Origin of the sequence: Clostridium sp. AWRP, assembly GCF_004006395.2 — a bacterium.
Taxonomy (GTDB): Bacteria; Bacillota; Clostridia; order Clostridiales; family Clostridiaceae; genus Clostridium_B.
Window position 1 is genome coordinate 575,252 of record NZ_CP029758.2, and the last position, 21,009, is coordinate 596,260.

General features: G+C 31.6%; 21 protein-coding genes and 1 riboswitch. Of the genes, 17 read left to right on the forward strand and 4 right to left on the reverse strand.

Going from position 1 to position 21,009, the window contains the following annotated elements; genetic code table 11:
- The first annotated feature begins 84 nt into the window (after positions 1-84).
- The 11 genes from DMR38_RS02600 (at position 85) to DMR38_RS02650 (ending at position 10,304) form a co-directional block, all read left to right on the forward strand.
- Positions 85-1,380, forward strand: coding sequence for a putative ABC transporter permease (locus DMR38_RS02600; protein WP_127719869.1), 1,296 nt, complete (start codon positions 85-87; stop codon positions 1,378-1,380).
- A gap of 146 nt (positions 1,381-1,526) precedes the next feature.
- Positions 1,527-1,775 (forward strand): hypothetical protein, encoded by a 249-nt coding sequence (locus tag DMR38_RS02605; protein WP_127719870.1) that lies wholly within the window; start codon positions 1,527-1,529, stop codon positions 1,773-1,775.
- A 131-nt stretch (positions 1,776-1,906) separates the two neighbouring features.
- Positions 1,907-2,104: a hypothetical protein gene (locus DMR38_RS02610; protein WP_175412905.1), complete on the forward strand. Its 198-nt coding sequence runs from the start codon at positions 1,907-1,909 to the stop codon at positions 2,102-2,104.
- 113 nt (positions 2,105-2,217) lie between these two features.
- On the forward strand, positions 2,218-3,114 hold the full coding sequence (locus DMR38_RS02615) for a M28 family peptidase (protein ID WP_127719871.1): 897 nt from the start codon (positions 2,218-2,220) through the stop codon (positions 3,112-3,114).
- Positions 3,115-3,215: 101 nt separating this feature from the next.
- Complete coding sequence (locus DMR38_RS02620; protein WP_243124416.1) at positions 3,216-3,926, forward strand: GDSL-type esterase/lipase family protein; 711 nt, start codon at positions 3,216-3,218, stop codon at positions 3,924-3,926.
- A gap of 55 nt (positions 3,927-3,981) precedes the next feature.
- Positions 3,982-5,256, forward strand: a complete 1,275-nt coding sequence (locus DMR38_RS02625; RefSeq protein WP_127719872.1) for a GTPase domain-containing protein — start codon at positions 3,982-3,984, stop codon at positions 5,254-5,256.
- A 2-nt stretch (positions 5,257-5,258) separates the two neighbouring features.
- Positions 5,259-6,314 (forward strand): hypothetical protein, encoded by a 1,056-nt coding sequence (locus DMR38_RS02630; RefSeq protein ID WP_127719873.1) that lies wholly within the window; start codon positions 5,259-5,261, stop codon positions 6,312-6,314.
- A gap of 12 nt (positions 6,315-6,326) precedes the next feature.
- Positions 6,327-7,109, forward strand: a complete 783-nt coding sequence (locus DMR38_RS02635; RefSeq protein WP_127723870.1) for a YARHG domain-containing protein — start codon at positions 6,327-6,329, stop codon at positions 7,107-7,109.
- A gap of 94 nt (positions 7,110-7,203) precedes the next feature.
- A riboswitch (cobalamin riboswitch) is annotated at positions 7,204-7,383 on the forward strand.
- A 98-nt stretch (positions 7,384-7,481) separates the two neighbouring features.
- Positions 7,482-8,432 carry an ABC transporter substrate-binding protein gene (locus DMR38_RS02640; RefSeq protein ID WP_127719874.1) on the forward strand — a complete coding sequence of 317 codons (951 nt, stop codon included), beginning with the start codon at positions 7,482-7,484 and terminating at the stop codon, positions 8,430-8,432.
- A 25-nt stretch (positions 8,433-8,457) separates the two neighbouring features.
- On the forward strand, positions 8,458-9,507 hold the full coding sequence (locus DMR38_RS02645; protein ID WP_127719875.1) for an iron ABC transporter permease: 1,050 nt from the start codon (positions 8,458-8,460) through the stop codon (positions 9,505-9,507).
- Positions 9,507-10,304, forward strand: a complete 798-nt coding sequence (locus DMR38_RS02650; protein WP_127719876.1) for an ABC transporter ATP-binding protein — start codon at positions 9,507-9,509, stop codon at positions 10,302-10,304. The genes DMR38_RS02645 and DMR38_RS02650 overlap by 1 nt, the downstream gene beginning before the upstream one ends.
- Positions 10,305-10,326: 22 nt before the next feature.
- On the opposite strand, the gene ytaF is transcribed toward DMR38_RS02650, so the two are convergent.
- The gene (gene ytaF / locus DMR38_RS02655) at positions 10,327-10,950 is read right to left on the reverse strand and encodes a sporulation membrane protein YtaF (RefSeq protein WP_127719877.1); all 624 of its coding nucleotides are present in this window, start codon (positions 10,948-10,950) and stop codon (positions 10,327-10,329) included.
- A 257-nt stretch (positions 10,951-11,207) separates the two neighbouring features.
- On the opposite strand from ytaF, the gene DMR38_RS02660 reads away from it, so the two are divergent.
- The 4 genes from DMR38_RS02660 (at position 11,208) to DMR38_RS02675 (ending at position 15,872) form a co-directional block, all read left to right on the forward strand.
- Complete coding sequence (locus DMR38_RS02660) at positions 11,208-12,728, forward strand: Ig-like domain-containing protein (RefSeq protein ID WP_127719878.1); 1,521 nt, start codon at positions 11,208-11,210, stop codon at positions 12,726-12,728.
- Positions 12,729-13,037: 309 nt separating this feature from the next.
- The gene (locus tag DMR38_RS02665) at positions 13,038-13,964 is read left to right on the forward strand and encodes a DUF1861 family protein (protein WP_243124418.1); all 927 of its coding nucleotides are present in this window, start codon (positions 13,038-13,040) and stop codon (positions 13,962-13,964) included.
- Positions 13,965-13,972: 8 nt separating this feature from the next.
- A complete protein-coding gene (locus DMR38_RS02670; protein WP_127719880.1) occupies positions 13,973-15,025 on the forward strand; it encodes a glycoside hydrolase family 130 protein in 1,053 nt (350 codons plus the stop codon).
- Positions 15,026-15,080: 55 nt separating this feature from the next.
- Positions 15,081-15,872 carry a potassium channel family protein gene (locus tag DMR38_RS02675; protein WP_127719881.1) on the forward strand — a complete coding sequence of 264 codons (792 nt, stop codon included), beginning with the start codon at positions 15,081-15,083 and terminating at the stop codon, positions 15,870-15,872.
- Positions 15,873-15,894: 22 nt separating this feature from the next.
- Here the strand turns inward: DMR38_RS02675 and DMR38_RS02680 are convergent, their stop codons facing one another.
- On the reverse strand, positions 15,895-17,277 hold the full coding sequence (locus DMR38_RS02680; protein ID WP_127719882.1) for an FAD-binding oxidoreductase: 1,383 nt from the start codon (positions 17,275-17,277) through the stop codon (positions 15,895-15,897).
- Between the two features lie 256 nt (positions 17,278-17,533).
- Complete coding sequence (locus tag DMR38_RS02685; protein ID WP_127719883.1) at positions 17,534-18,634, reverse strand: Ldh family oxidoreductase; 1,101 nt, start codon at positions 18,632-18,634, stop codon at positions 17,534-17,536.
- A gap of 144 nt (positions 18,635-18,778) precedes the next feature.
- Here DMR38_RS02685 and DMR38_RS02690 point away from each other — a divergent pair, with 144 nt between their 5' ends.
- On the forward strand, positions 18,779-19,339 hold the full coding sequence (locus DMR38_RS02690) for a VanZ family protein (protein ID WP_175413101.1): 561 nt from the start codon (positions 18,779-18,781) through the stop codon (positions 19,337-19,339).
- Here the strand turns inward: DMR38_RS02690 and DMR38_RS02695 are convergent.
- Positions 19,328-19,870, reverse strand: coding sequence for a macro domain-containing protein (locus DMR38_RS02695; RefSeq protein WP_127719884.1), 543 nt, complete (start codon positions 19,868-19,870; stop codon positions 19,328-19,330). The genes DMR38_RS02690 and DMR38_RS02695 overlap by 12 nt on opposite strands.
- 326 nt (positions 19,871-20,196) lie before the next feature.
- Here DMR38_RS02695 and DMR38_RS02700 point away from each other — a divergent pair, with 326 nt between their 5' ends.
- Positions 20,197-20,991 carry an efflux RND transporter periplasmic adaptor subunit gene (locus tag DMR38_RS02700; RefSeq protein WP_127719885.1) on the forward strand — a complete coding sequence of 265 codons (795 nt, stop codon included), beginning with the start codon at positions 20,197-20,199 and terminating at the stop codon, positions 20,989-20,991.
- Positions 20,992-21,009: the final 18 nt, after the last annotated feature.

Here is a 21,009-nt window from a genome sequence, read left to right on the forward strand (position 1 = left end):
TAGCGATTTATGAGAGAGTTCACATTTGTAAATTATAATGAATTTAAGGTTTGAAAATTATTAATTATAGAGAGGAAAGAGAATATGCATTATACAGGATATGAGCTTTTTGCTTTTTTTCTGATTTATTCTTTTTTAGGATGGGTAGTAGAAGTCTTAATTGTGAGCTTACGAAAAGGTGATTTTGTTAATCGGGGGATGCTGAATGGGCCACTGTGCCCGGTCTATGGGTTAAGTATTATACTTAGTCTGCAATTTCTAGAGGCGGCCAATGCCAATCCTTTTGCATTGTTTGTCGGAAATGCCGTTCTGGCTACTGTGGTGGAGTATATTGATGGGGGGTTACTAAGACGGATAATCGGAAGACGCCTGTGGAATTATGATAGTCCAAGGTTCTACGTTACCTTTGCCTTTGCATATAGTGGTGTTTCTGTGCTGGTTATTTCCCTGCTGCAACCATTGGTTTATACAATAAGTCAGCTGATTCCACATTTATTATTTTGCATTATTCTCTGGATACTCTTTGTTTTACTGATGGTTGATGTTGTTGCCTCATTCGTGGCAGCATTCCATATTCGTAAACAAAGTAGATTAGAACTAAAGGTAACGGCAGGTTTGAGTAATACGAAGAAGATTATGGGACAACGTTTTTTTTCTAGATTGCAAAAGCGTATTTACAAAGCTTTCCCTGAGCTGGAGAATGCCAAACTGGAGATTATTGATGTTAAAGTTATAGATCAAAAAAAATTTGCGGAAGGCATTTGTTTTGAAAAACTGGTATGGATGTTTTTTATCAGTGCACTGGCAGGGGATTTGATTGAAACCGCATTTGTCTTGGTGAAGTCGGGTAAGTTGATGAGTCGCAGTAGTCTAATATATGGACCTTTCAGTGTGGTTTGGGGATTGGGTGGAATAATTGCCACAGTAATGCTTCATAGATTGATTGATAAAAATGACATATATATCTTTCTGGGAGGTTTCTTCCTAGGTGGCACCTATGAGTATTCGTGCAGTGTGTTTACAGAAAAGGTATTGGGTGCCCGTTTTTGGGATTATAGTAGCATGCCTTTTAATCTGGATGGTAGGGTGAATCTGCTTTACTGTCTGTTCTGGGGACTGCTTGCTATTGTATGGTTGAAGGCAATTTATCCATTTGTGAGTAAATATATTGGTAAAATCCCACGGGTGTTAGGGGAGGTGCTTACGTGGTGCATTGTAGTATTTATAGTGCTCAATGCATTGGTCTCAGCTATGGCACTATACTATTATAGTCTGCGGATGGCTGGTATATCTGTGAGTGGTAAAGTGGAATTGTTTTTTTCTATCTATTATCCAGATACTTTAATGAAAATGATTTATCCAAATGCGGTTTTACCATAAAAGCTATTTAATAGATGGTATTTGGACTATTGAACAATAGATATAGAGACATGTATAAGAAGAATACTTATACTCGAAACTGTTTGATAATTAGCAATATTTGAATTCAAATCGAACGAAATATAAATATCAAAAGGAGGAGGACTTTGGAAAGAAATTTTTCAATAGTTAGATTTATACTTGGAATATTAATAATTATATTATCCATAAGCATATTTATTGGAAATACTAATAGTAGAATAGTAATGCCATATATGCTTACTTGTTTAGGTGTTTTTCAAATTTTTAATGGTTTGCACTTTTATAAGCAAGGTAAAAAATCAGATGGAATACTGTTAATTTTATGCAGTATATTTATCTTTAGTGTTGTAATTAAAATTTCATTTTTCTTATAAAGTCTATAATTTAATTTAGTTCACACACTTTCCTCTGTCTTCTCAAAAATATTGTTTGGCAATTTTTTATGTGACTTGAAAGTAAATTATGATAAACTAAAATTGGCAATCGTGTAGGGGGAAAATGGTTTATGGAATATAACGTAGAATTTTGGAAAGGAACAGACAAGAAACAAAAAATAGATGCGATAATGTGTACTATAGATTTAATAAAAAAGGATTCAGAAATTAAAATATTAATTGGATGTACTGAGGAAGAAAAAGAAAAGATTTATCATATTCATAATGATTCAGCAAATATGAAAGGTGTCTTAATTAGAAGGTTTTAAATTCAATGCAAAGTAAGATTAGTACACTTTATTCTTACATTATAAATTATATACGGAAATATTTAATGGGCTGCAGGATGTAATTAACTGTATAAATGTAGAGGAAGTATGTTATGAAAAAAATATATATAATTTCAGTATTCATTTTTATACTAATAAGTTCTTGTTTTTTTTCGGGTTGTAATAATTTATTCTCTAATAATAAAAAGCAATCGACAATAACTAATAATACACTAAATCAATCAAATGAGAAATTAATGATGAGTAATATTAAAGCGTTAGCTATTAGCAACAGATGGGTTGGATCAGACAATGAAAAAAAAGCTTGTGAATACATAAAAAATAAACTTCAATCCTATGGATATAAAACACAAATACAAACATTTCCTATGCCTACTGATTACGCACCAAATGGTAAATCAAAATTAAACAACAGCCAAAATATAATAGCAATTAATAACAGTAACTCAAATCATAATAAGAAAGTTGTAATCATTTGTGCTCACTATGATTGTGATAAAACTTCTGTAGGAGCAAATGACAATGCTTCTGGAGTATCGGTAGTTATGGAGTGTGCTAGATTATTAAAAAATGTATCCAGTGATTATGAATTAAAATTTATTTTTTTTAGTGGTGAAGAAATAGGAGGATTAGGTTCTAGACAGTACATAAAAAATTTGTCATCTGATGATAAAAAAAACATAAAAGCAGTTATAAATATTGATTCAATAGCACAAAAAGACGGTGGCAAACCATGTATCTTTACTGTAAATGGAAATAATAATTTTGCTACTATGCTATTAAGAAAAGTTCCTAAGTATATGGTTGTAAAAAAAATGTCTAAAGAATTGAGCGATTATACTATATTTGATGAAGCCGGAATTCCATCATTATGTATAGGGCAGGTTTACGATAAAAATTTAAAAATAAATGGTCCAAAAGACACAATTTCACTTATAGATGAATCAAAACTTAAATTAGTTGCAGACATTATTATAAATTCTTTTTAGAAATTCTATATATCTTCTTTGCTATTTTTACAACCTTCAGCTCATTAAATATTTTGATAAGTCTAAGTTAAAATAATCAATGGAATAGAGGTATTAAAGTGATGGATGAAAAAACTATGGAAATACTAAGAAAACCAGATATGAAGGGTGTACGTGAGGCTATATTATATAAGTATATACAGAGGCAAAAGAGAAACAAATTAAAAAGTTATAAGATACTTAATCAATCTGTTAAGAAAGGACAAATTTTGTTTGTTGGTTCTTCATTAATGGAATTTTTCCCAATTAATGAGATGCAGCAAACTTTAGAAAAAGATTGTATTATCTATAATCGTGGAATTGCGGGTTTTGTAACAACAGAATTATTAGCTTCTATGAACGAATGTATTTTTGAATTGGAACCATCAAAAATATTTATTAATATAGGAACAAATGATATGAATACACCAGATTATAAGAAAGAAAGTTTAATTGAGAACTATGATAAGATTTTAACTCAAATAAGTGAAAAGCTCCCCAATTGCAAAGTGTATTTAATGGCTTATTATCCATTGAATGCAAAAGCTGACTTTCCTGGATTAGATGAAGAATTTAAAAAAAGTAGATTTAAGACACGTACAAATACTGTTATTGTAGAAGCAAATAAAGATGTTGAAAAATTAGCTAAAAAACATAATTATAAATTTATTAATGTAAATGATGGATTAATGGATGAAGAAGGAAACTTGAAAGAAGAATTTTCAATAGAAGGTATACATATGTGGCCAAATGCGTATTCAGTTATTCTTGAAAATATGAAGAAATATTTATAGCAAGCACTATGTGTATATTTTCAACTTAGAAGATTTAATATGGAGGAGTGAGATTATGGGAATCTTTAAATTTTTCAGGAATGGTAATAGTGAGCCTAGAAATACTTATGAGAAGGCAACTTATGAAAGAGGACCTTTTATGATAACATGTCCTTTTTGCTTTAAAAAATTTAAATCAGATCATGTGGTATTTAGGGCTTCTCACTCGGAAAAGGGAGATCCTGAATATGAAAAGGTAGAGGATGAGCTTCTTAATAGATACTATAAAAAGATAGGAAAAGGAACTTTAGGACCAATGAATCCCGTTGTTAAGGGTCAAGCACTTCCTGAAAGAAATAAGACGAGAGTGGACAAAGTACTAGTTGAAATTAAGGATAAATACGATGCAAGTACAGATGAAAGATTATGTCCTTACTGTCACAATGATTTGCCTATAACTTCAGGAAGAGGACCTTCTAAAATTATATCCGTTATAGGTGCTTCCCAAGTAGGAAAATCTGTATATATGACAACTCTTCTTTATGTGCTTGAAAAGTATACTTGTGAAAGAATAGGTGCCTCTCTCATTGCAGGAAACTCCGGGTACAATGATGAGATAAGAGAAAATCAAGAGCGAATTTTTGAGAAAAATTTAATGCTCGATCCTACTCCAAAACAACATATAGAACCTTTAATAGAAAATTTAAAGTTTAAAGAAGATAAAATTCCACCGTTGACTCTGATTTTTTACGATATACCAGGTGAGGGTATGACAGATAAGACCTATATGGAAAATCATGCAGAACATATAAAAAATTCAGATGGAATAATATTTCTTGTAGATCCACTTCAAATGAGGACTTTGAGGAAAAAGTTAAGTATTGTAAATAGGGAAAAAGGTGACTTTACGGAAAAGTATCAGGAACCGAAGGATATAATAGTGTATTTGTTTGAAAACTTTATATCCAAGGAATCTAAAGAAAAAACGCATATACCTACGGCAGTAGTGGTTACTAAAAGTGATATGCTTGAGAATTTAAAGGATGAAGAATATATAGGAGAAAACAGTAATATATTTAAAAATTACAATCATGAAGGATTTTTTAATTTAAATGAATTTGAAAATATCGATGGTGAAGTTAGAAAGTTTTTATTAAAAGCTGATGCTCCATTTAAAGGTGCTGTGGATGCTTGCTTTAAAACTGCAGGTTATTTTGCAGTATCTTCCCTGGGTTCTAATTCCAATCATCTTGAAATAGATAGAAGCAGCAGTATAAATCCTATTAGAGTGGATGAGCCTTTTTTGTGGCTGCTTTATAAAATGAATTATCTGGATGGGGGAAGGAAATAGATATGATAGAGCAGCAGTATTATACTAGGGAAAAAAGAGGAATATTCAGCAGTACTCCAGGTTATGATACTATTGCAAAAAGCAGTGGACTTGAAGATGAATTCATAAAAGATACTATTCACAGTTTATGCTTTTATGCTGCTCCTGCATTTTTAGCCGGAGAAAAAAATTTAAGTAAATATCCTAAGGCACTTTTTTATGCAAATACTGGATATGGTGAAATTATAATAGGACAGTCAGTTTTTGCAGGGAAGGACTATACATTAAAAAGGAATAGGTATTTTACTCACTGCTGCGTAATACCTGAGAGCGAAAGAAAGTTATACATAGAAAATCCTGAAAAAATAATATATGCTTCAGGGTTTGTAGAAAATTATGATATGGAGAAGGGAACTTCTATAGAAAGTTTGAGAGAAATAAAAATTGATAGAACTTATGATGTTTTTAACTCTATAGAAGACTTGTTTTTAGCTGCTTCCATAGATAAAAATACATTTATAAATATGGTAAAAGCTTGTTTTGATGCAGCTGCTTTTAATAAAAAGCTATATATTGTGGTTCCTTATAATAAAAATATGGATAAAGTTATAAAAGGAATACTAAAATACTTGTATAGGGCACTTCCTTTTGCAGTAAGGAGAAAAGTTGGCTTTACAACTTATGTGAAACAGCCTGAGATAAAGGAGTTTATAAATATTGAATTTCTCCTTGAAGGAAGCATAAAAAGGCTTACTCAAGATGTAAAAGCAGGATATGTTTTTGATATGGCAGATAATAATTTCTATCTTGAAGGAATTGATGAAAAACATCATGTTTTTATAGATTTTGTTATGGATAATATAGAAAATGAAAGAGCTTTAAATGAATTTTTTATTAACGCAGATAATGATTGTTCTAGAGAAAGATTTACGATTGATATGTATGATAATATTTTGTGCCCAGCTTCTCAAAATGAAGAAATTAAAGAAATCCCTATATGTATGAAAGAAAATGAACAAGTTGAACATAAACATAATCTAGTGTATTTTTTCAAGAAGTTATTTTTAAATAAAGATTAGAGGTGAAAGTAGATGGCTAAATGTAGAGAATGTGGTACGGAGATTAATGAAAATGATAAGTTTTGTGTATACTGCGGTGCAAAACAGGAAAAGGGACATGAAGGAGAAGAGGATAAAAATGATAATACAAAATATTATGGGAAAGAAAATAGTGACTATAAAAAAGAAAATAAAAAGCATGAAGATAGCTTAAAGCACAGCGATACTTTTGATTTTAGTTCATCTCATGAACAAAAGAGGACAGATAGAAAAGATAAAGAGGAATTTACCCGGGAGTTAGGTGATACTCCACTTAAGGATAAACGGCCGTTGAATTTTAAAATGATAGGTATAACTATCTTAACTATAATTGTATTTGTTGTTTCCTTTAAGATGATATCCTCACTTATAAGTAAAGGCCCCAGCAAAAATGTTTCAAATGTGGAATCCAAACAGAATGTTTCTTCCGATTCAAATAACAATTATGAAAATGGTTCAGATAACAATTCAGGAGAATATGTGATACCTTACAGTAATACAAGGGCACTTACTAGTATTGATCTCAAAGGTATGAGTAAAAAACAGATGGCACTTGCTAGAAATGAAATATTTGCAAGGCATGGTTACACATTTCCTACAGAACCATATAAGAGTTATTTTGCAAGTAAGTCCTGGTATAAGCCTAATCCTAAGTATACCAATGATGGCAAGGAACTTTCTGCACTTGAGAGGCATAATGTAAAAGTCATATTAACAGCAGAAGGTCGTGGAAAATATGTATCACCTGGATATGATGCAGATTATTATAAGAAATAGGCTAGCATACTGATTGGCTATTTCTCTAAAAATGATCGGGGTATAAAAAGTAGAATTTGATATAAAATAGGAGAAATGATATACTTATTCTATAATTTAATATTAAATTTTAGGTACTTGATTTTTAAGTTTAAAAGGGAAATAAGTGAAGAGCTTATGCGGTCCCGCCACTGTAATGAGGAGTATATTTATAAATTTGCCACTTGGGAACAGGGAAGGCGTAAATATGCAATGAATCAGAGCCAGGAGACCTGCCTAAAATTTACGGATGGCTTACGTGGATAGGCTTTAAAGTAAAATAATTTACTTAAAAACTGTTATCTATGGGTAATAGTTTTTTTAGTTTGTTAAATTAATTGGAGGGAGTAACTAATGTTTAAGAGTAACAAAAAATTTATTTTACTAATTATGATTACGATTACGGTGTTTTTGGCGGGATGTGGAGCATCTAATACAAGCAATTCTAATACAGACAGCAGCAGTAAAAGTGAATCTATTAAAAATACCACTTATCCTTTAAAATTAAAAGATTCAACTAATACGGAAATTACAATTCAAAGTGAGCCTAAGAAGGTGGTATCCTTATCTCCTAATGTTACAGAAACAATCTATGCATTAAACAAACAAAATGTTTTGGTAGGTAGAACTGATTTTTGCACGTACCCTACACAAGCTTCTAAAATACCATCTGTTGGTACTATAACTGACCCAAGTGTTGAAAAAATTGTTGAACTTAAACCTGATGTGGTAATAGCTTCTAATTTAACTAAACCGGACATTTTAAAAAAGCTGCAGCAGCTTAATATAAAGGTTTTAACTATTTCAAAAAATGAAAGCTTTGAAAATACTTATAATAATATAGAAAATATAGGAAAAATAGTGAACGCTAATAAAAAGGCATATAGTATAGTTTCAAATATGAAAGCAAAGGTTAAAATTGTACAAGAAAAGATAAAAGGAAAGGGTACCCCTACAGTATATTATGTGGTAAGTTATGGTACAAGTGGTGATTTTACTGCAGGAAAAGATACTTTTATAGGCAAGATGATTGAAATGGCAGGAGGCAAAAATGCTGCTTCTGATGTTACAGGTTGGAATTACAGTCTTGAAAAACTTGTTGAAAAAAATCCTGATATACTTATATGTTCCAATAAATTTAATAGTAAAAATGGAATTAAGGCTACAAAGGGTTATAAAGATTTGGATGCTGTAAAGAAAAATAAACTTTTCGAAATTGATGAAGATATTATAAGCAGACAGGGACCTAGACTTGCAGATGGGTTAGAAGCTCTGGCAAAGATAATTCATCCTGAAGCATTTTAAGTATATATAAGAGAGGAATGTGCTTATGAAATTTTCCCGGAAAAAGCATTTTAAGTTGTTTTTTTGCATTTGCATAGTAATATTATTTTTTTCGGCAGTAATATCAGCTATGCTTGGCTCTGCAGACATATCCTTCAAGGAAACACTATATGTGATACTAAGTAAAGTACCTATTGTGGGAAGTTTAGTTTCTACAATAGGAATATCACAAAATCACATTCTCATAATATTACAGATACGTTTACCAAGGATAATAACTTCAGCATTAGTTGGAATGGGATTATCAGTAGTAGGTGCATCCTTTCAGGCAATATTTAAAAATCCAATGGCAGATCCTTACGTACTTGGAGTATCTTCAGGGGCTGCTCTTGGAGCTGCAATTGGATTTATGCTGCAGCTAGATACTTTGCTTTTAGGGTCTACAGCTATTACTATGATGGCTTTTGTAGGGTCTATTGCAACTACTGTTTTGGTTTATAACATAGCCAGGGTAAAAAACAAGATACCACCAACTACACTGCTTCTGGCAGGTGTTTCTGTGAGTTTCCTTTTATCTTCAATAATATCTATAATAATGGTATTTAACAGGCAGCAGGTTGAAAAAATTGTTTTTTGGACAATGGGAAGTGTTTCTGCAGCAACTTATAATCAAATATTGATGTTGATACCTTTCATATTCCTGGGTATAATTATAATACTTTTATTTTCAAGAGATCTAAATATAATGCTTACAGGGGATGATACTGCTAAAAGTTTAGGCATAGAAGTTGAAAATGTAAAAAAAATAGTACTTGCTGTTTCTTCAATAATTGTTGCAGCCTGTGTGTCTATAAGTGGTGTAATAGGATTTGTAGGACTGATAATTCCCCATGCAGTGCGTATGGTATTTGGACCTGATCATAGGGTGCTCTTGCCTTTCTCATTGATAATTGGAGCTGTGTTTATGATTATTTGTGACACGGTGGCGAGAACTATAGCTGCTCCTTCTGAAATACCTGTGGGCGCTGTAACTGCTTTATTTGGGTCTCCATATTTTATTTATCTTTTAATAAAATCTAAAAAGAGAGTGATATAATGAATAATTCAAATTTGTGTGCAGTTGAAGTTAAAAATTTAAATTACAGTTTTGATGAAGTTGATATACTTCATGATATAAACATAGATTTTAAAAAAAATAAATTTTATTCGATTATAGGGCCTAATGGTTCCGGTAAAACTACTTTACTCAAAAATATTGCTAAAACTTTAAAGCCTTATAAGAGCACGGTTTTTATAAAAGATAAGGATATACTTGATTTGAAAAATAAGGCACTGGCAAGAAAACTTGCGGTAGTTCCCCAAAACAGTGATTTGGATATGGATTTTTCCGTACAAGATATAGTTTTAATGGGAAGAGCTCCTTATTTTTCGAAACTTCAAAGTGAATCAGAAAATGACTATGTTATTGCCAAACATGCTATGGAAATGACTAATACCTGGAAATTTCATGACAAATATATAAATCAGCTCAGTGGTGGAGAAAAGCAGAGAGTTTTAATAGCAAGGGCACTTACGCAAGATACGGATATTATACTGCTGGATGAACCCATATCTAATCTTGACATATACCATCAGATTGAAATTTTGGATAATGTTAAATCACTCAGCAAAAATATAACAGTTATAATGGTACTTCATGATTTAAATTTTGCAGCACAGTATAGTGATCATGTAATACTTGTAAATAGCGGAAGAGTTGTAATGCAGGGCACTCCCCTTGAAGTACTTACAGAGGAAAATATAAAAAAGGTGTATAAAATAAATGTATGCATGATAAAAAATCCAGTGACGGGGAAGCCCTATATAATACCAGTAGGCCAGGAAAGGGACTGACCCCAATACACAAAATGAAAATTTAAATGAGTAGTTCATAGATACCTAAAATTATAATACTGATGCCAGATACAAAAGGAGCATATTTTCCGAAAAATTTGGACAAACAGCTGCTTCCTATAACGCATCCTGAAACTAGTCCTGTTGTACTGAGAATGAAGGTAAATATAGTTGCAAGTAATATGTTGATACCGGTTATACTTGCGCCTATACCTACTCCAACATTATTTATTGTGAGGGCGAAGGCTAGAAATATAGATTCTTTAACATCTATATAGCCTGAATTGTCAACGTCTGCTATTTCTGGATTTTCCAAAAGATTTTTATAGGGTAAAATATTATTTTCAGCATTACACAGTTTTTTGTTTTCGTTACAGTGCTCTTTTATAACAGCGTCAATTATAAACCATATGCCCAATAATATCAAAAAACCGCTGCCAATAACATTGGCTATATTTTCAGACATAAACTTAATTAGAAATTTACCTAGAACCATAGATAGAAATGTTCCTGCAGTAGCAATTAGGGCTATTAGAATAGTGCTTAATGGACTAATTTTCATTTTTTTAATACCATAGGATATCCCTACAGTGAAACTGTCTATATTTGCGGATAAGGCAAATAAAAATGAAGGTAATAAGTGCATTATGTTCCTCCTATAGTATGGTTACTCCTATAGTATATTCATAATAAGATACAATGCTACCACTATTTACTTTTGCTTTGAATATGTATCTAATTATGTATTTATAAAGATAATATGTAACAAGTGGAATAATGTACATCGTCCACCTATTGTTGATTTTGAGGAGATAATATGGTAGTATACTGGTGTATTAAAAGTCAATAGAAATTTGCAAAAAATAGAAAATATTTTTTGCTTATGTGAAAGGAGAGAAAAAATTGATTAAAAATTTAAAGAATCTTTTAATGTTTGCATCAATTGTTGCAATGTATCAGCTAAATCCGTGTAATGTTGTATTAGCGAGTGATGTTTCTACTAATACAACCCAACCTCAAACTCAAGTAGTATCGAATCAAGACAATTCAAAAATCCAAACATTACAAGATACATCCCAAATTTTAGCATCACAAGGGGAATCTAAGTACATATCAGAAAGTAATTCTAGTTCTCCAGTAAGTGAAAGTAGTGGTAACCTTTTGCCAGCAAATGCGGATAATGTGGACAACGTCCCTGTGGATAAAAGCTGGATAATTCACTTTAACCAACCTATAGATTTGTCTTCAGCTAAAGAAAATGTAAAAATTATAAACAAAAAAACTAATGCAGAAGTGCCTATAAATATATCTTTAAGCAATTACGATAGTTATATGACTATATCTACAGTTTCAGCTTATGATCCTGAAAGTTATTATATATTAAAAGTAAGTAATAATTTAATGGGTAGATATAACAAGGTTTTAAAAACTGCTCTTGCCATGAATTTTAAAACTGGGGCAAAAATAGAGAATATAGATGATATCAGTGTGTCCATAAATCAAGGTGATAGTTATAAGCTGCCGGATGAGGTGACTGCAGTTATGTCTGATGGAGAAAAAAAGCAGGTAGTAGTTGAGTGGAATAAGAAAGTAAATACTTTAGCTTCACCGGGAAAGTATGTTTATGAAGGACAGGTAAAAGGGTACAGTAAAGAGGTTGATCTGTCTTTAACTATAAACCCTTCCACTAAAAATGTTGATAGTATAGCTTCTACTTCTATGTGGATATGGGAACTTCAAAATCAAGTGGATGCTTATGGAGGCATAGATAATTTAATAGCAAAATTAAAATCTATGGGTATAAACAATGTGTGTATTAAATACAATGAGGGTTCCAAACCTTCAGGTGGTGGCACCAATTTTAGAGATGATTTTTTAAAGTATGTTGGATATTTCAAAGAGGCAGGATTTAAAGTAGGAACATGGGGTTACAATCATTTTGATGATGTTCAAGGTGAGGGTAATTTAATAATAGATGCGTTAAATAACAGCGATTACTATGTTTTTGATGCAGAAAATGCTGTAGAAAATAAAACCGAGCAGACAGAGGAAATATGTGAGCTTATAAGAAGCCAGTGTCCTAACGCAATAATTGGGTATACATCTTTTCCAATAGCCAGTTATCACCAGGATATAGCTTATTCCGTTTTTAACAAATACTGTGACTTTTCAGCACCTCAGTGTTATTGGGGAGAAATGCAGTGGTCTGTAAATAGATGTTTGGATCAAATGGCTGCAGATTATAAAGCATATGGATTGGACAAGCCATTGTATCCTATAATACAAACTTACAGCATAAATTATGAAGATTATGCTGCATATAGTAAATATGGCTATAAAGCTACAGGTCTTTGGTCTCTGGATGATATAGGACAAACTTTTGTCCAATATATAAATGATATGGGAAGCAAGTTTAATAATTAATAATTCACAGTTCACAATGCACAATTTCGGTAGATTTTTCTTCGCTAATGCTATGAAAAATCTAAAAACTAAGTGGTATTAACGTTAAATTTTTAGATTTTCTGTGACAACAGAAAATCATCCTTAAATTGTGAATTGTGCATCATGCATTGTAAATTAATTACTTTAAAATAAAGCCAGAAAGTAAAATTATGCTTTCTGGTTTTATTTTGGCAAAAATATAGAAAATTGAAAAAATAAGAATTATAATATAATTAGGTTAATTAAAACTAAGAAGGTGAAAATATGCTTGTTACTTGTGACAAATTATTGAAGGAGTATGATAACAAAAAAGCAAAAAAGATAGCCAGGAGAGTTAAATTCATAGGAATATTTAACAAGGATGTCTATAATATAACAGCTCCATTTTTAAGTAATGGTAGAATAGTAATAGCTGGCAGAGTTGAATCAAAGAGAAGCAACGATTCCATGGTTCTTTTTTTTGAAAAGTATGAAGATGCATGGTGTCATATAATAGAATCACCTATTATGAACTTGGAAGATCCATTTTTCACAAAGATAGGTAATGAGATGGTAGTAGGTGGAGTTGAAGTTTTTAATGATATAAATGATCCTAATAATCTTATATGGAGAACTATGATATATAAAGGCAAGGACATTTTTCATCTTAAGCTTTTTTTTGTAGGACCTGAAGGAATGAAGGATCTACGCATAACTGAGTTAAAGGATGGTACCATAGGTGTATTAACTCGCCCTCAAGGAGCTAAAGGTGGAAGAGGAAAGATAGGATTTGCAAAGATTAAAAGATTAAACGATTTGAGTATGGGAGTTATTGAAGACGCCCCTATTTTAAATGACTTTTTTAATAATGATGAATGGGGAGGAATCAACAGCATATATCCTATTGATCAAAATAATATAGGGCTTTTAGGGCATATAGCAAAAGTAGACGAGAAGGGAATGAAGCACTATTACTCCATGACTTTTGTACTTGATATAAATTCTATGGCATATAAAGATGTACAGATAATTGCAAGCAGAAATGATTTTTTACCGGGACCTAGTAAAAATGAAACACTTTATGATGTAGTTTTTAGTGGAGGACTCACATTTAAAGGTGAGAAAGCTATTTTATATGCAGGAATAAGTGATATTGAAGCACAGACACTTGAAATAGATAATCCATTTTATGATTATATGAATAAAAATCCAGAATTATACTTCGATAATTTATAGGAGGGAAAATGGATATAAGAAGATATAAAAATAATCCAATTATAACCTGCAGCGATATAACTCCTTCCAGTAAAGACTTTCAGGTTATAGGGGTGCTTAATCCAGGAGCAGCAGAGTGTAATGGAGAAGTAGTTTTAGCTCTGAGAATAGCTGAAAGAGTTAAGCAGGAAACGGAAGATTATATGAGAATACCCCTTTTAGATGAAAATAATAAACTTAAATTGCTAACTATAAATAAAAAAGATGCAGACTATGATTTTAGTGATTCAAGAGTTATAAAAAAAGTAGACAGCAATGTTGATTTTGACTATCTTACTTCTATGTCACATATAAGAATTGCAAGAAGCTGCGATGGTGTAAATTTTAAAATAGACGATGTTCCTTTTATTTTCCCGGAAAATAAATATGAAAGCTTTGGAATTGAAGATCCAAGAATAACTAAAATAGACCATAATTATTATATGACTTATAGTGCAGTATCCAAGTATGGTATAGTAGTGGAGTTAGCTGTAACCAATGATTTTAAAAGTTATAAAAAATTAGGTAATATTTTTAATACTGAAAATAAAGACGCAGTGATTTTTCCTGAAAAAATAGGTGAAAAGTATTTTGCATTAAATAGGCCGGTATCAAAGAGTACCGGAAATCCTGTAATATGGATATCTGAATCGGATAACTTGATCAACTGGGGAAATCACAAAATATTGGCATGTACTAGAGAAAACTCTTGGGATTCTGCCAAAATAGGGGCAGGGGTACCTCCAATAAAAACAGATGAAGGATGGCTTGAATTGTACCATGGGGTAGATGATATGGAGCACTATTCTATGGGAGCACTTTTACTTGATATAAATTGCCCGGAGAAAGTTATTGGACGAAGCAAAGAGCCCATTCTTAAACCTGAAGAAAATTATGAAAAATCGGGGTTCTTTTCAGATGTTATCTTCCCTTGTGGTGCTGTTTTGCAGGAAGATGAATTATATATATATTATGGAATATGTGATAATTCCATTGGACTTGCGGTGGTAAAAATAAAGGACATTTTGAATACACTAGATTAAAAATATTTTTACAGAAGAAAAACTTATCTGGGTGAAACTTATCTGGAGGAAAGTTATGATTCATAAAATTTCTAAAAAAAGCTTAAAATTAATTTACAATGTTTTTATAGGAATATTGTCTTTAAGTATTATAATTATACTCATATTTGAAGATGCAGGAAATCTTACAGCTAGAGGCATGGATACAGCTCGCAAAATAGATAATATAATATGGATGATTTTTGTAGTGGATTATTTCACACGGCTTATAATTTCAGAAAATAAAAAGATTTTCATAAAGAAAAATATTATAGACTTAATTGCCATAATACCCTTTAATATGATATTTCAAAGTTTAAGGATAGTTGAAAGTACAAAATTATTTAAAACTTTAAAATTAGTAAACTTTTTAAGATCTTTACGGGCTCTGGCATTCTTCTTTAAGTTTGAAAAATGTTTAAATGAATTTATAAAAACTAATAAGTTTAATTATATACTTCAACTCACTATAGTTACTATACTTATGGGAGGAGTTGGAATGCATTTTGCAGAAGGCAGGACACTTGGAGACTCAATTTGGCTGAGTTTTGTAACCACAACTACAGTGGGATATGGTGATATTTCTCCATCCACTATAGCAGGAAGGATAATAGCATCTATTTTAATGCTTACGGGTATAGGATTTATAGGAACACTTACAAGTACCATTTCTGCATACTTTATAGATAGAAAGGCTAAAAAAGTACGTAAAAATTTTAAATACAAGGTCTTGGATACTATTAAGGAAGAGTTAGATCACTTTGATAGCTTGTCCAATGAAGATGTAAACAACATTTGCAAAACATTGATAGGCTTGAAAAATAAATAGGGGGAATACTGTCCCCCTATTTTTAATCCACTATAGTACCTGGATTTAAAATTTCATTAGGATCAAATGCTTTCTTAATGCCTTCCATAATTTGAATTTCTCTTTTGGTAAATTGAAGAGGCATATATTCTTTTCTAGTTTTTCCAGTTCCATGTTCTGCAGTTATTGTTCCACCGTATTTTAATGCAATTTTGTACATTTCCTGTTTAAATTCTTCATAGTAAGAAGGCAATTTACCATTGTCACTTAGTATGAAATTATGAATATTCCCATCGCCTATATGGCCAACTGCTGGAATTTCAGTGTGGTATTTTTCAGATAAAGCCGATATATCGTCAAAAAAATCAGGTACTGCGGATGGTGGAACTGCCATGTCAAGTCCATCAGCTACATGGTCTTTAAAAGGAGTGTAGGCATTGCTCCTTATAGCTAAAATTTCCTTCTGATCCTTTGAAGTTTCAGCTATAATGCTGTCTACTGCATTATGTTCTTCACATATTCCTACGATTTGTTCACTAGTATCATAAAGTTCATCTTCAGTTTTAGCGTCCAGCATGAGCATTAAATCCACGGAGCCTTTGGTTGCAGGCCATTTGGTTCCAAGGTGGTCTGCAGCTTTTTCTGAAATAGGCCTGTCCATGTATTCAATAGCTAAAGGTGTAATTCCTTCCTGAAGTATTTTAGGAACGCAGTCGCAGGCATCTCTTCGTGAATCAAAGGAAACTATAAGTGTACCTGTGTATTTATTTTTTGCATATAATTTTAAAGTTACTTTTGTAATCACACCAAGAGTTCCTTCACTTCCAATCATCATTTGAAGTAAATCATAACCCATGTTGTTTTTTATTAATTTTCCACCTAAAGTGACTATTTCTCCTGTAGGAAAAACGACTTCTAAAGCTTTAACATGATTTCTCATAATTCCATGTTTTACAGCTTTTGTACCGCCTGCATTTACAGCTACCATTCCTCCAATTTGTGCGCCTTCATCACCTGGATGTATTGGGAAGAATAATTTATCCTGTTTATTTAATTCTTCAAGTAAATTTGCTAAAGTTACGCCAGACTCCACTGTAATCATTAGATTCTTTTTGTCAAATTCCACGATTTTATTTAATCTTTCCAAAGATAAGATTATACTTGGTTTTATGGGAACTGCCGCACCACATACACCTGTACCACCGCCCCTGGCAATTACAGGTATCATGATTTCATTTGCATATGTTAATATTTTTGATATTTCTTCTGGTGAACCGGGTTTAACTACTACACAATCTTTTGAGGATTCAACACGAATTAAAGCTTCCGTTTCATCCTGCAAGTAACTTTGCATCTGAGATAGGTCATCTGTAACCCAGTCTGTCCCGGTAATTTTTTTTAGATTTTCAATTATTTCTGAATTCAAAAATATTGCCCCCTTTTTAATAATTCACAATTTACAGTTCACAATTCACAATTTCAGTAGATTTTTCTCCGCTAATTCTGCGAAAAATTTTAAATTTAAAGCTTATTGAAGCTTTGCTTCAATAGTGATATATTTTAGATTTTCTGAAGTTTTAGCGAAAGAAAGTCATCCTTAACTGTGCATTGTGAATCGTGAATTGATTACGTCGTAATTTTTTTATATTAAGTTAATCTTGTATGTGAGAAAGTTGATTAATTTATTGTGTTACTTCAGTTACATAGTCACTAGCTTTTATATTAAAGTAGTCACATATGTCGTATATTTCTTTAAGAGTAGTGTCGTTTACTGGAATTCCATTTTCCATTTTATCCTTATAAGATTCTACTTCTTTCTCACCATGAGTATATATTCTTGCAGCACCTTTTGCTTTCTTTGAATTTCTAAGTTCATTCAGGTAACTGGAAAAGCTTCTTTCAATGGATTGTTTATCCCCAAATATACCATAATCCACTGCAAAGAAATAATGACATGTTCCAGATCCATTTTCCCTATCTAAGCTAACTTTATTTGCAGTAAATCCTCCAGACAAAATTGCTGTAAACATTTCAATTGCAAGTGCAAAACCATAACCTTTATGTCCTCCGGTTGATTCTTTTGATCCTCCAAGAGGAAGTAGTCCTCCTCCAGAATTTTTTCGTACATTAAGAAGTACATCTAATGGATCTGTAGTATCTTCACCGTCACTATTTAAAGCTAGACCAATGGGAAGAGGTTCATGCCTTTTATTATAAACTTCAATTTTTCCCCTGGTAACTACGCTAGTAGCCATATCCATTAAAAATGGGTAGGGTTTAGCTGGGAAAGATATGGCAATAGGATTTGTACCAAGCATAGCCTCTTTACCAAAGGTTGGTACCATTACAGCTGGAGAGTTGGTCATTGAAATTCCAAGAAGTCCTTCCTCCTCAGCCATTTTAGCATAGTAGCCTGCAATACCATAGTGATTTGAATTTCTAACTACTACCATACCCATTCCTGAAGTTTTAGCCTTTTTAATTGCCAGATTCATGGCTCTTTTACCGATGAGCTGTCCCATACCTCCCATGCCATCTATTGTTGCAGATACAGGTGTTTCCTTTACTATTTTTATTTTAGAATTGATATTTATAAGGCCGCTTTTTATTTCACTGTAGTATTTGACTAGCCTTTGGATACCATGTGATTCAATTCCATATAGGTCTGACAAAAGTAAAACGCTAGTTATGGTCTCACTATCTTCCTGATTGAATCCAAATTTTTCAAAAACCAAATTACATAGCTTTTTTATATCTTCATACTTAACCTTGGTGTATGACATATTATTCCTCCATTCAACAAATTTACTTTAATACATAATAGTGTTACTATAGCAAATTATACCTCATTTAAATATAAAATAGAAGGTGCTTGTTACCTTAATTTGAGGTATAATAATTGCATTAAAACAAAGAAGGTGACAAGTATTAAAAAGGTAATTTTGATTATTTTATGTATTCTTTGGATGGGATTTATATTTTACAACTCATCAAATAGTGGTGACATCTCTAATGCAAGAAGCTATAACATATTGGACAATTTAAGAAAAGAGTACAGACAAATCAAGGAAAACAAAATTTTAAGTAAAAATGTAAATAGCAATGTTCAAATTAAAACTCAAAAAGAGCAAGTTAAAAGTGCATATGTGCATCCTACAGAAAATAGAGAAGAAAAGCTGAATTTAATTATAAGAAAAAATGCACATGCATTCGAGTACTTTATACTTGCTATTTTAGTTAGTGGACTATTATTTGAATTTAATGTAAAAGGTGCAAAAGCTCTAATATACATAATGTTTGTATGTCTTTTTTATGCTGTTACAGATGAATTTCATCAAATGTTTGTTCCTGGCAGAAGTTCTCTTGTAAGTGATGTACTGATAGATTTTTTGGGAAGCTTGATTGGAATCTTTATTTTTTATGCAACTTATTATTTGGTTCATAAAATAAAATTAAGACAAAAAGGAAGCCTAATTTTATTTAAGTAGATATTTTTTTGATTCTTTCAGGAAAATGTTATAGGTCTTTTCGTCAAAATTGCACATTACAACTTTATTTAAACTTGTATCTTTCTTTTTGAAAAATTCTATAGTAGTTTCAATGAGTATTTTTCCACATTTATCTTTTGGAAAACCAAATATACCAGAACTTATGGCTGGAATGGATATAGAATGTAAATTATAGCATTCTGCCAGATTGAGCACACTTGTTACAGCTTTTTTTAGTTTCTCATTTTCATTGCCCTCACCCATTACAGGACCTACGGTGTGTATAACAAATTTGGCAGGTAGCTTATGTCCATATGTTATGACTGCTTTTCCAACGGGAACACTTCCAATTATGGATATAAGTTTATTGCTATCATTTTGTATTTCAAATCCACCAGCAGAGACTATGGCTAGAGCTGCACCTCCTCCATGTTGTAATCTGCTGTTTGCAGGATTTACAATGGCATCACTGTGTTCTTTTGTTATATCTCCTTTTTTGATTTCAATTGTGTTATTACCTATTTTAATCATATACTAATCCCCTTTTAGAAATTTTTTTGAATAGTATTATCAAATTGTATAGTTCTGTTGATATAATTATATATCTTACTCCACAATTAGCAATAATAAGGATTAGTTACTTTTTTAATTATCACTTCTTAACTTTATGAATATAGGTATTCTAACTTAGAAACCCTCATATAAGTGAAGTTGAAGATTTGTTGTATATTGGAGGAAATGCTTACTAAATTTATTTTAAAGTTTTAGGGTAAAGTTCTTTATTTTAAACAACATTAAGCTTATAATAAAAATGTTAAAAAGTTATTTTACAGTGCCTACATAAGAGGAGGATGGAAATGAAAAAGATTATTTTAGTTTGTTTAGTGGTTATAGGGGTGTTTTTAGGTGGCTGTAGTTATAATAAAAATTCAGCTCCTACAAAGACAATTACAAATTCTAATGAACAGAATGATAAGGGTTCGTTTATAATGGGAGGAAAGATTACAACAAATGAAGATACTCAAATAACTTCAAACATTTCGGCAAGGGTTTCAGAAGTATCTGTAGACATAGGAACAAAAGTAACAGATGGACAAGTTGTTATAAAATTGGATACCCAAGATCTTCAGAATCAAGTTGATCAAGCACAGAATACATTAAATGCTGCAAATTCGAGTTTAACTAGTGCACAAAATAGTGTGTATAATAGTACAAGCTTAACAGGTAGTTCTGCATCGTCCAATGTAAGTACTTATCAAAGTCAAGTAAATCAGGCACAGGCTGCATTAAAAGCTGCTCAAAATTCGCTTAATAATGCTACTATTACATCACCTATTTCAGGAACAGTTAGTGCTAAAAATGTAAATGTTGGCGATATGGCTTATCCAGGTAAACCTCTTATATCAATAGTTAATTCTGATAAATTATATGTAAATGCATATGCACCATCTTATATTTTAAATAAGATTAACGTTGGCCAAAATGTAATTATTAGAGTACCTGATCTTCCAAATCAGGATTTTCAAGGAAAAGTAACTGTCATAAATTCTAAAGTAGAGTCGCAAAGTTCAGATGTTTTAGTAAAGGTTACTATAAATGGTAAAAATCCATCTTTGAAACCGGGTATGTTTGCGGAAATCGGATTAGAGTAGTGAAAAGGGGGGATACAG

Bases quoted from the DNA above. Each gene is read 5' to 3' on its own strand.
- ytaF (WP_127719877.1), bottom strand. From the start codon at position 10,950: ATGCACTTATTACCTTCATTTTTATTTGCCTTATCCGCAAATATAGAC.
- DMR38_RS02600 (WP_127719869.1), top strand. From the start codon at position 85: ATGCATTATACAGGATATGAGCTTTTTGCTTTTTTTCTGATTTATTCT.
- DMR38_RS02650 (WP_127719876.1), top strand. From the start codon at position 9,507: ATGAATAATTCAAATTTGTGTGCAGTTGAAGTTAAAAATTTAAATTAC.
- DMR38_RS02610 (WP_175412905.1), top strand. From the start codon at position 1,907: ATGGAATATAACGTAGAATTTTGGAAAGGAACAGACAAGAAACAAAAA.
- DMR38_RS02635 (WP_127723870.1), top strand. From the start codon at position 6,327: ATGGCTAAATGTAGAGAATGTGGTACGGAGATTAATGAAAATGATAAG.
- DMR38_RS02685 (WP_127719883.1), bottom strand. From the start codon at position 18,634: ATGTCATACACCAAGGTTAAGTATGAAGATATAAAAAAGCTATGTAAT.
- DMR38_RS02670 (WP_127719880.1), top strand. From the start codon at position 13,973: ATGGATATAAGAAGATATAAAAATAATCCAATTATAACCTGCAGCGAT.
- DMR38_RS02630 (WP_127719873.1), top strand. From the start codon at position 5,259: ATGATAGAGCAGCAGTATTATACTAGGGAAAAAAGAGGAATATTCAGC.
- DMR38_RS02640 (WP_127719874.1), top strand. From the start codon at position 7,482: ATGTTTAAGAGTAACAAAAAATTTATTTTACTAATTATGATTACGATT.
- DMR38_RS02695 (WP_127719884.1), bottom strand. From the start codon at position 19,870: ATGATTAAAATAGGTAATAACACAATTGAAATCAAAAAAGGAGATATA.
- DMR38_RS02700 (WP_127719885.1), top strand. From the start codon at position 20,197: ATGAAAAAGATTATTTTAGTTTGTTTAGTGGTTATAGGGGTGTTTTTA.
- DMR38_RS02620 (WP_243124416.1), top strand. From the start codon at position 3,216: ATGGATGAAAAAACTATGGAAATACTAAGAAAACCAGATATGAAGGGT.
- DMR38_RS02675 (WP_127719881.1), top strand. From the start codon at position 15,081: ATGATTCATAAAATTTCTAAAAAAAGCTTAAAATTAATTTACAATGTT.
- DMR38_RS02625 (WP_127719872.1), top strand. From the start codon at position 3,982: ATGGGAATCTTTAAATTTTTCAGGAATGGTAATAGTGAGCCTAGAAAT.
- DMR38_RS02645 (WP_127719875.1), top strand. From the start codon at position 8,458: ATGAAATTTTCCCGGAAAAAGCATTTTAAGTTGTTTTTTTGCATTTGC.
- DMR38_RS02615 (WP_127719871.1), top strand. From the start codon at position 2,218: ATGAAAAAAATATATATAATTTCAGTATTCATTTTTATACTAATAAGT.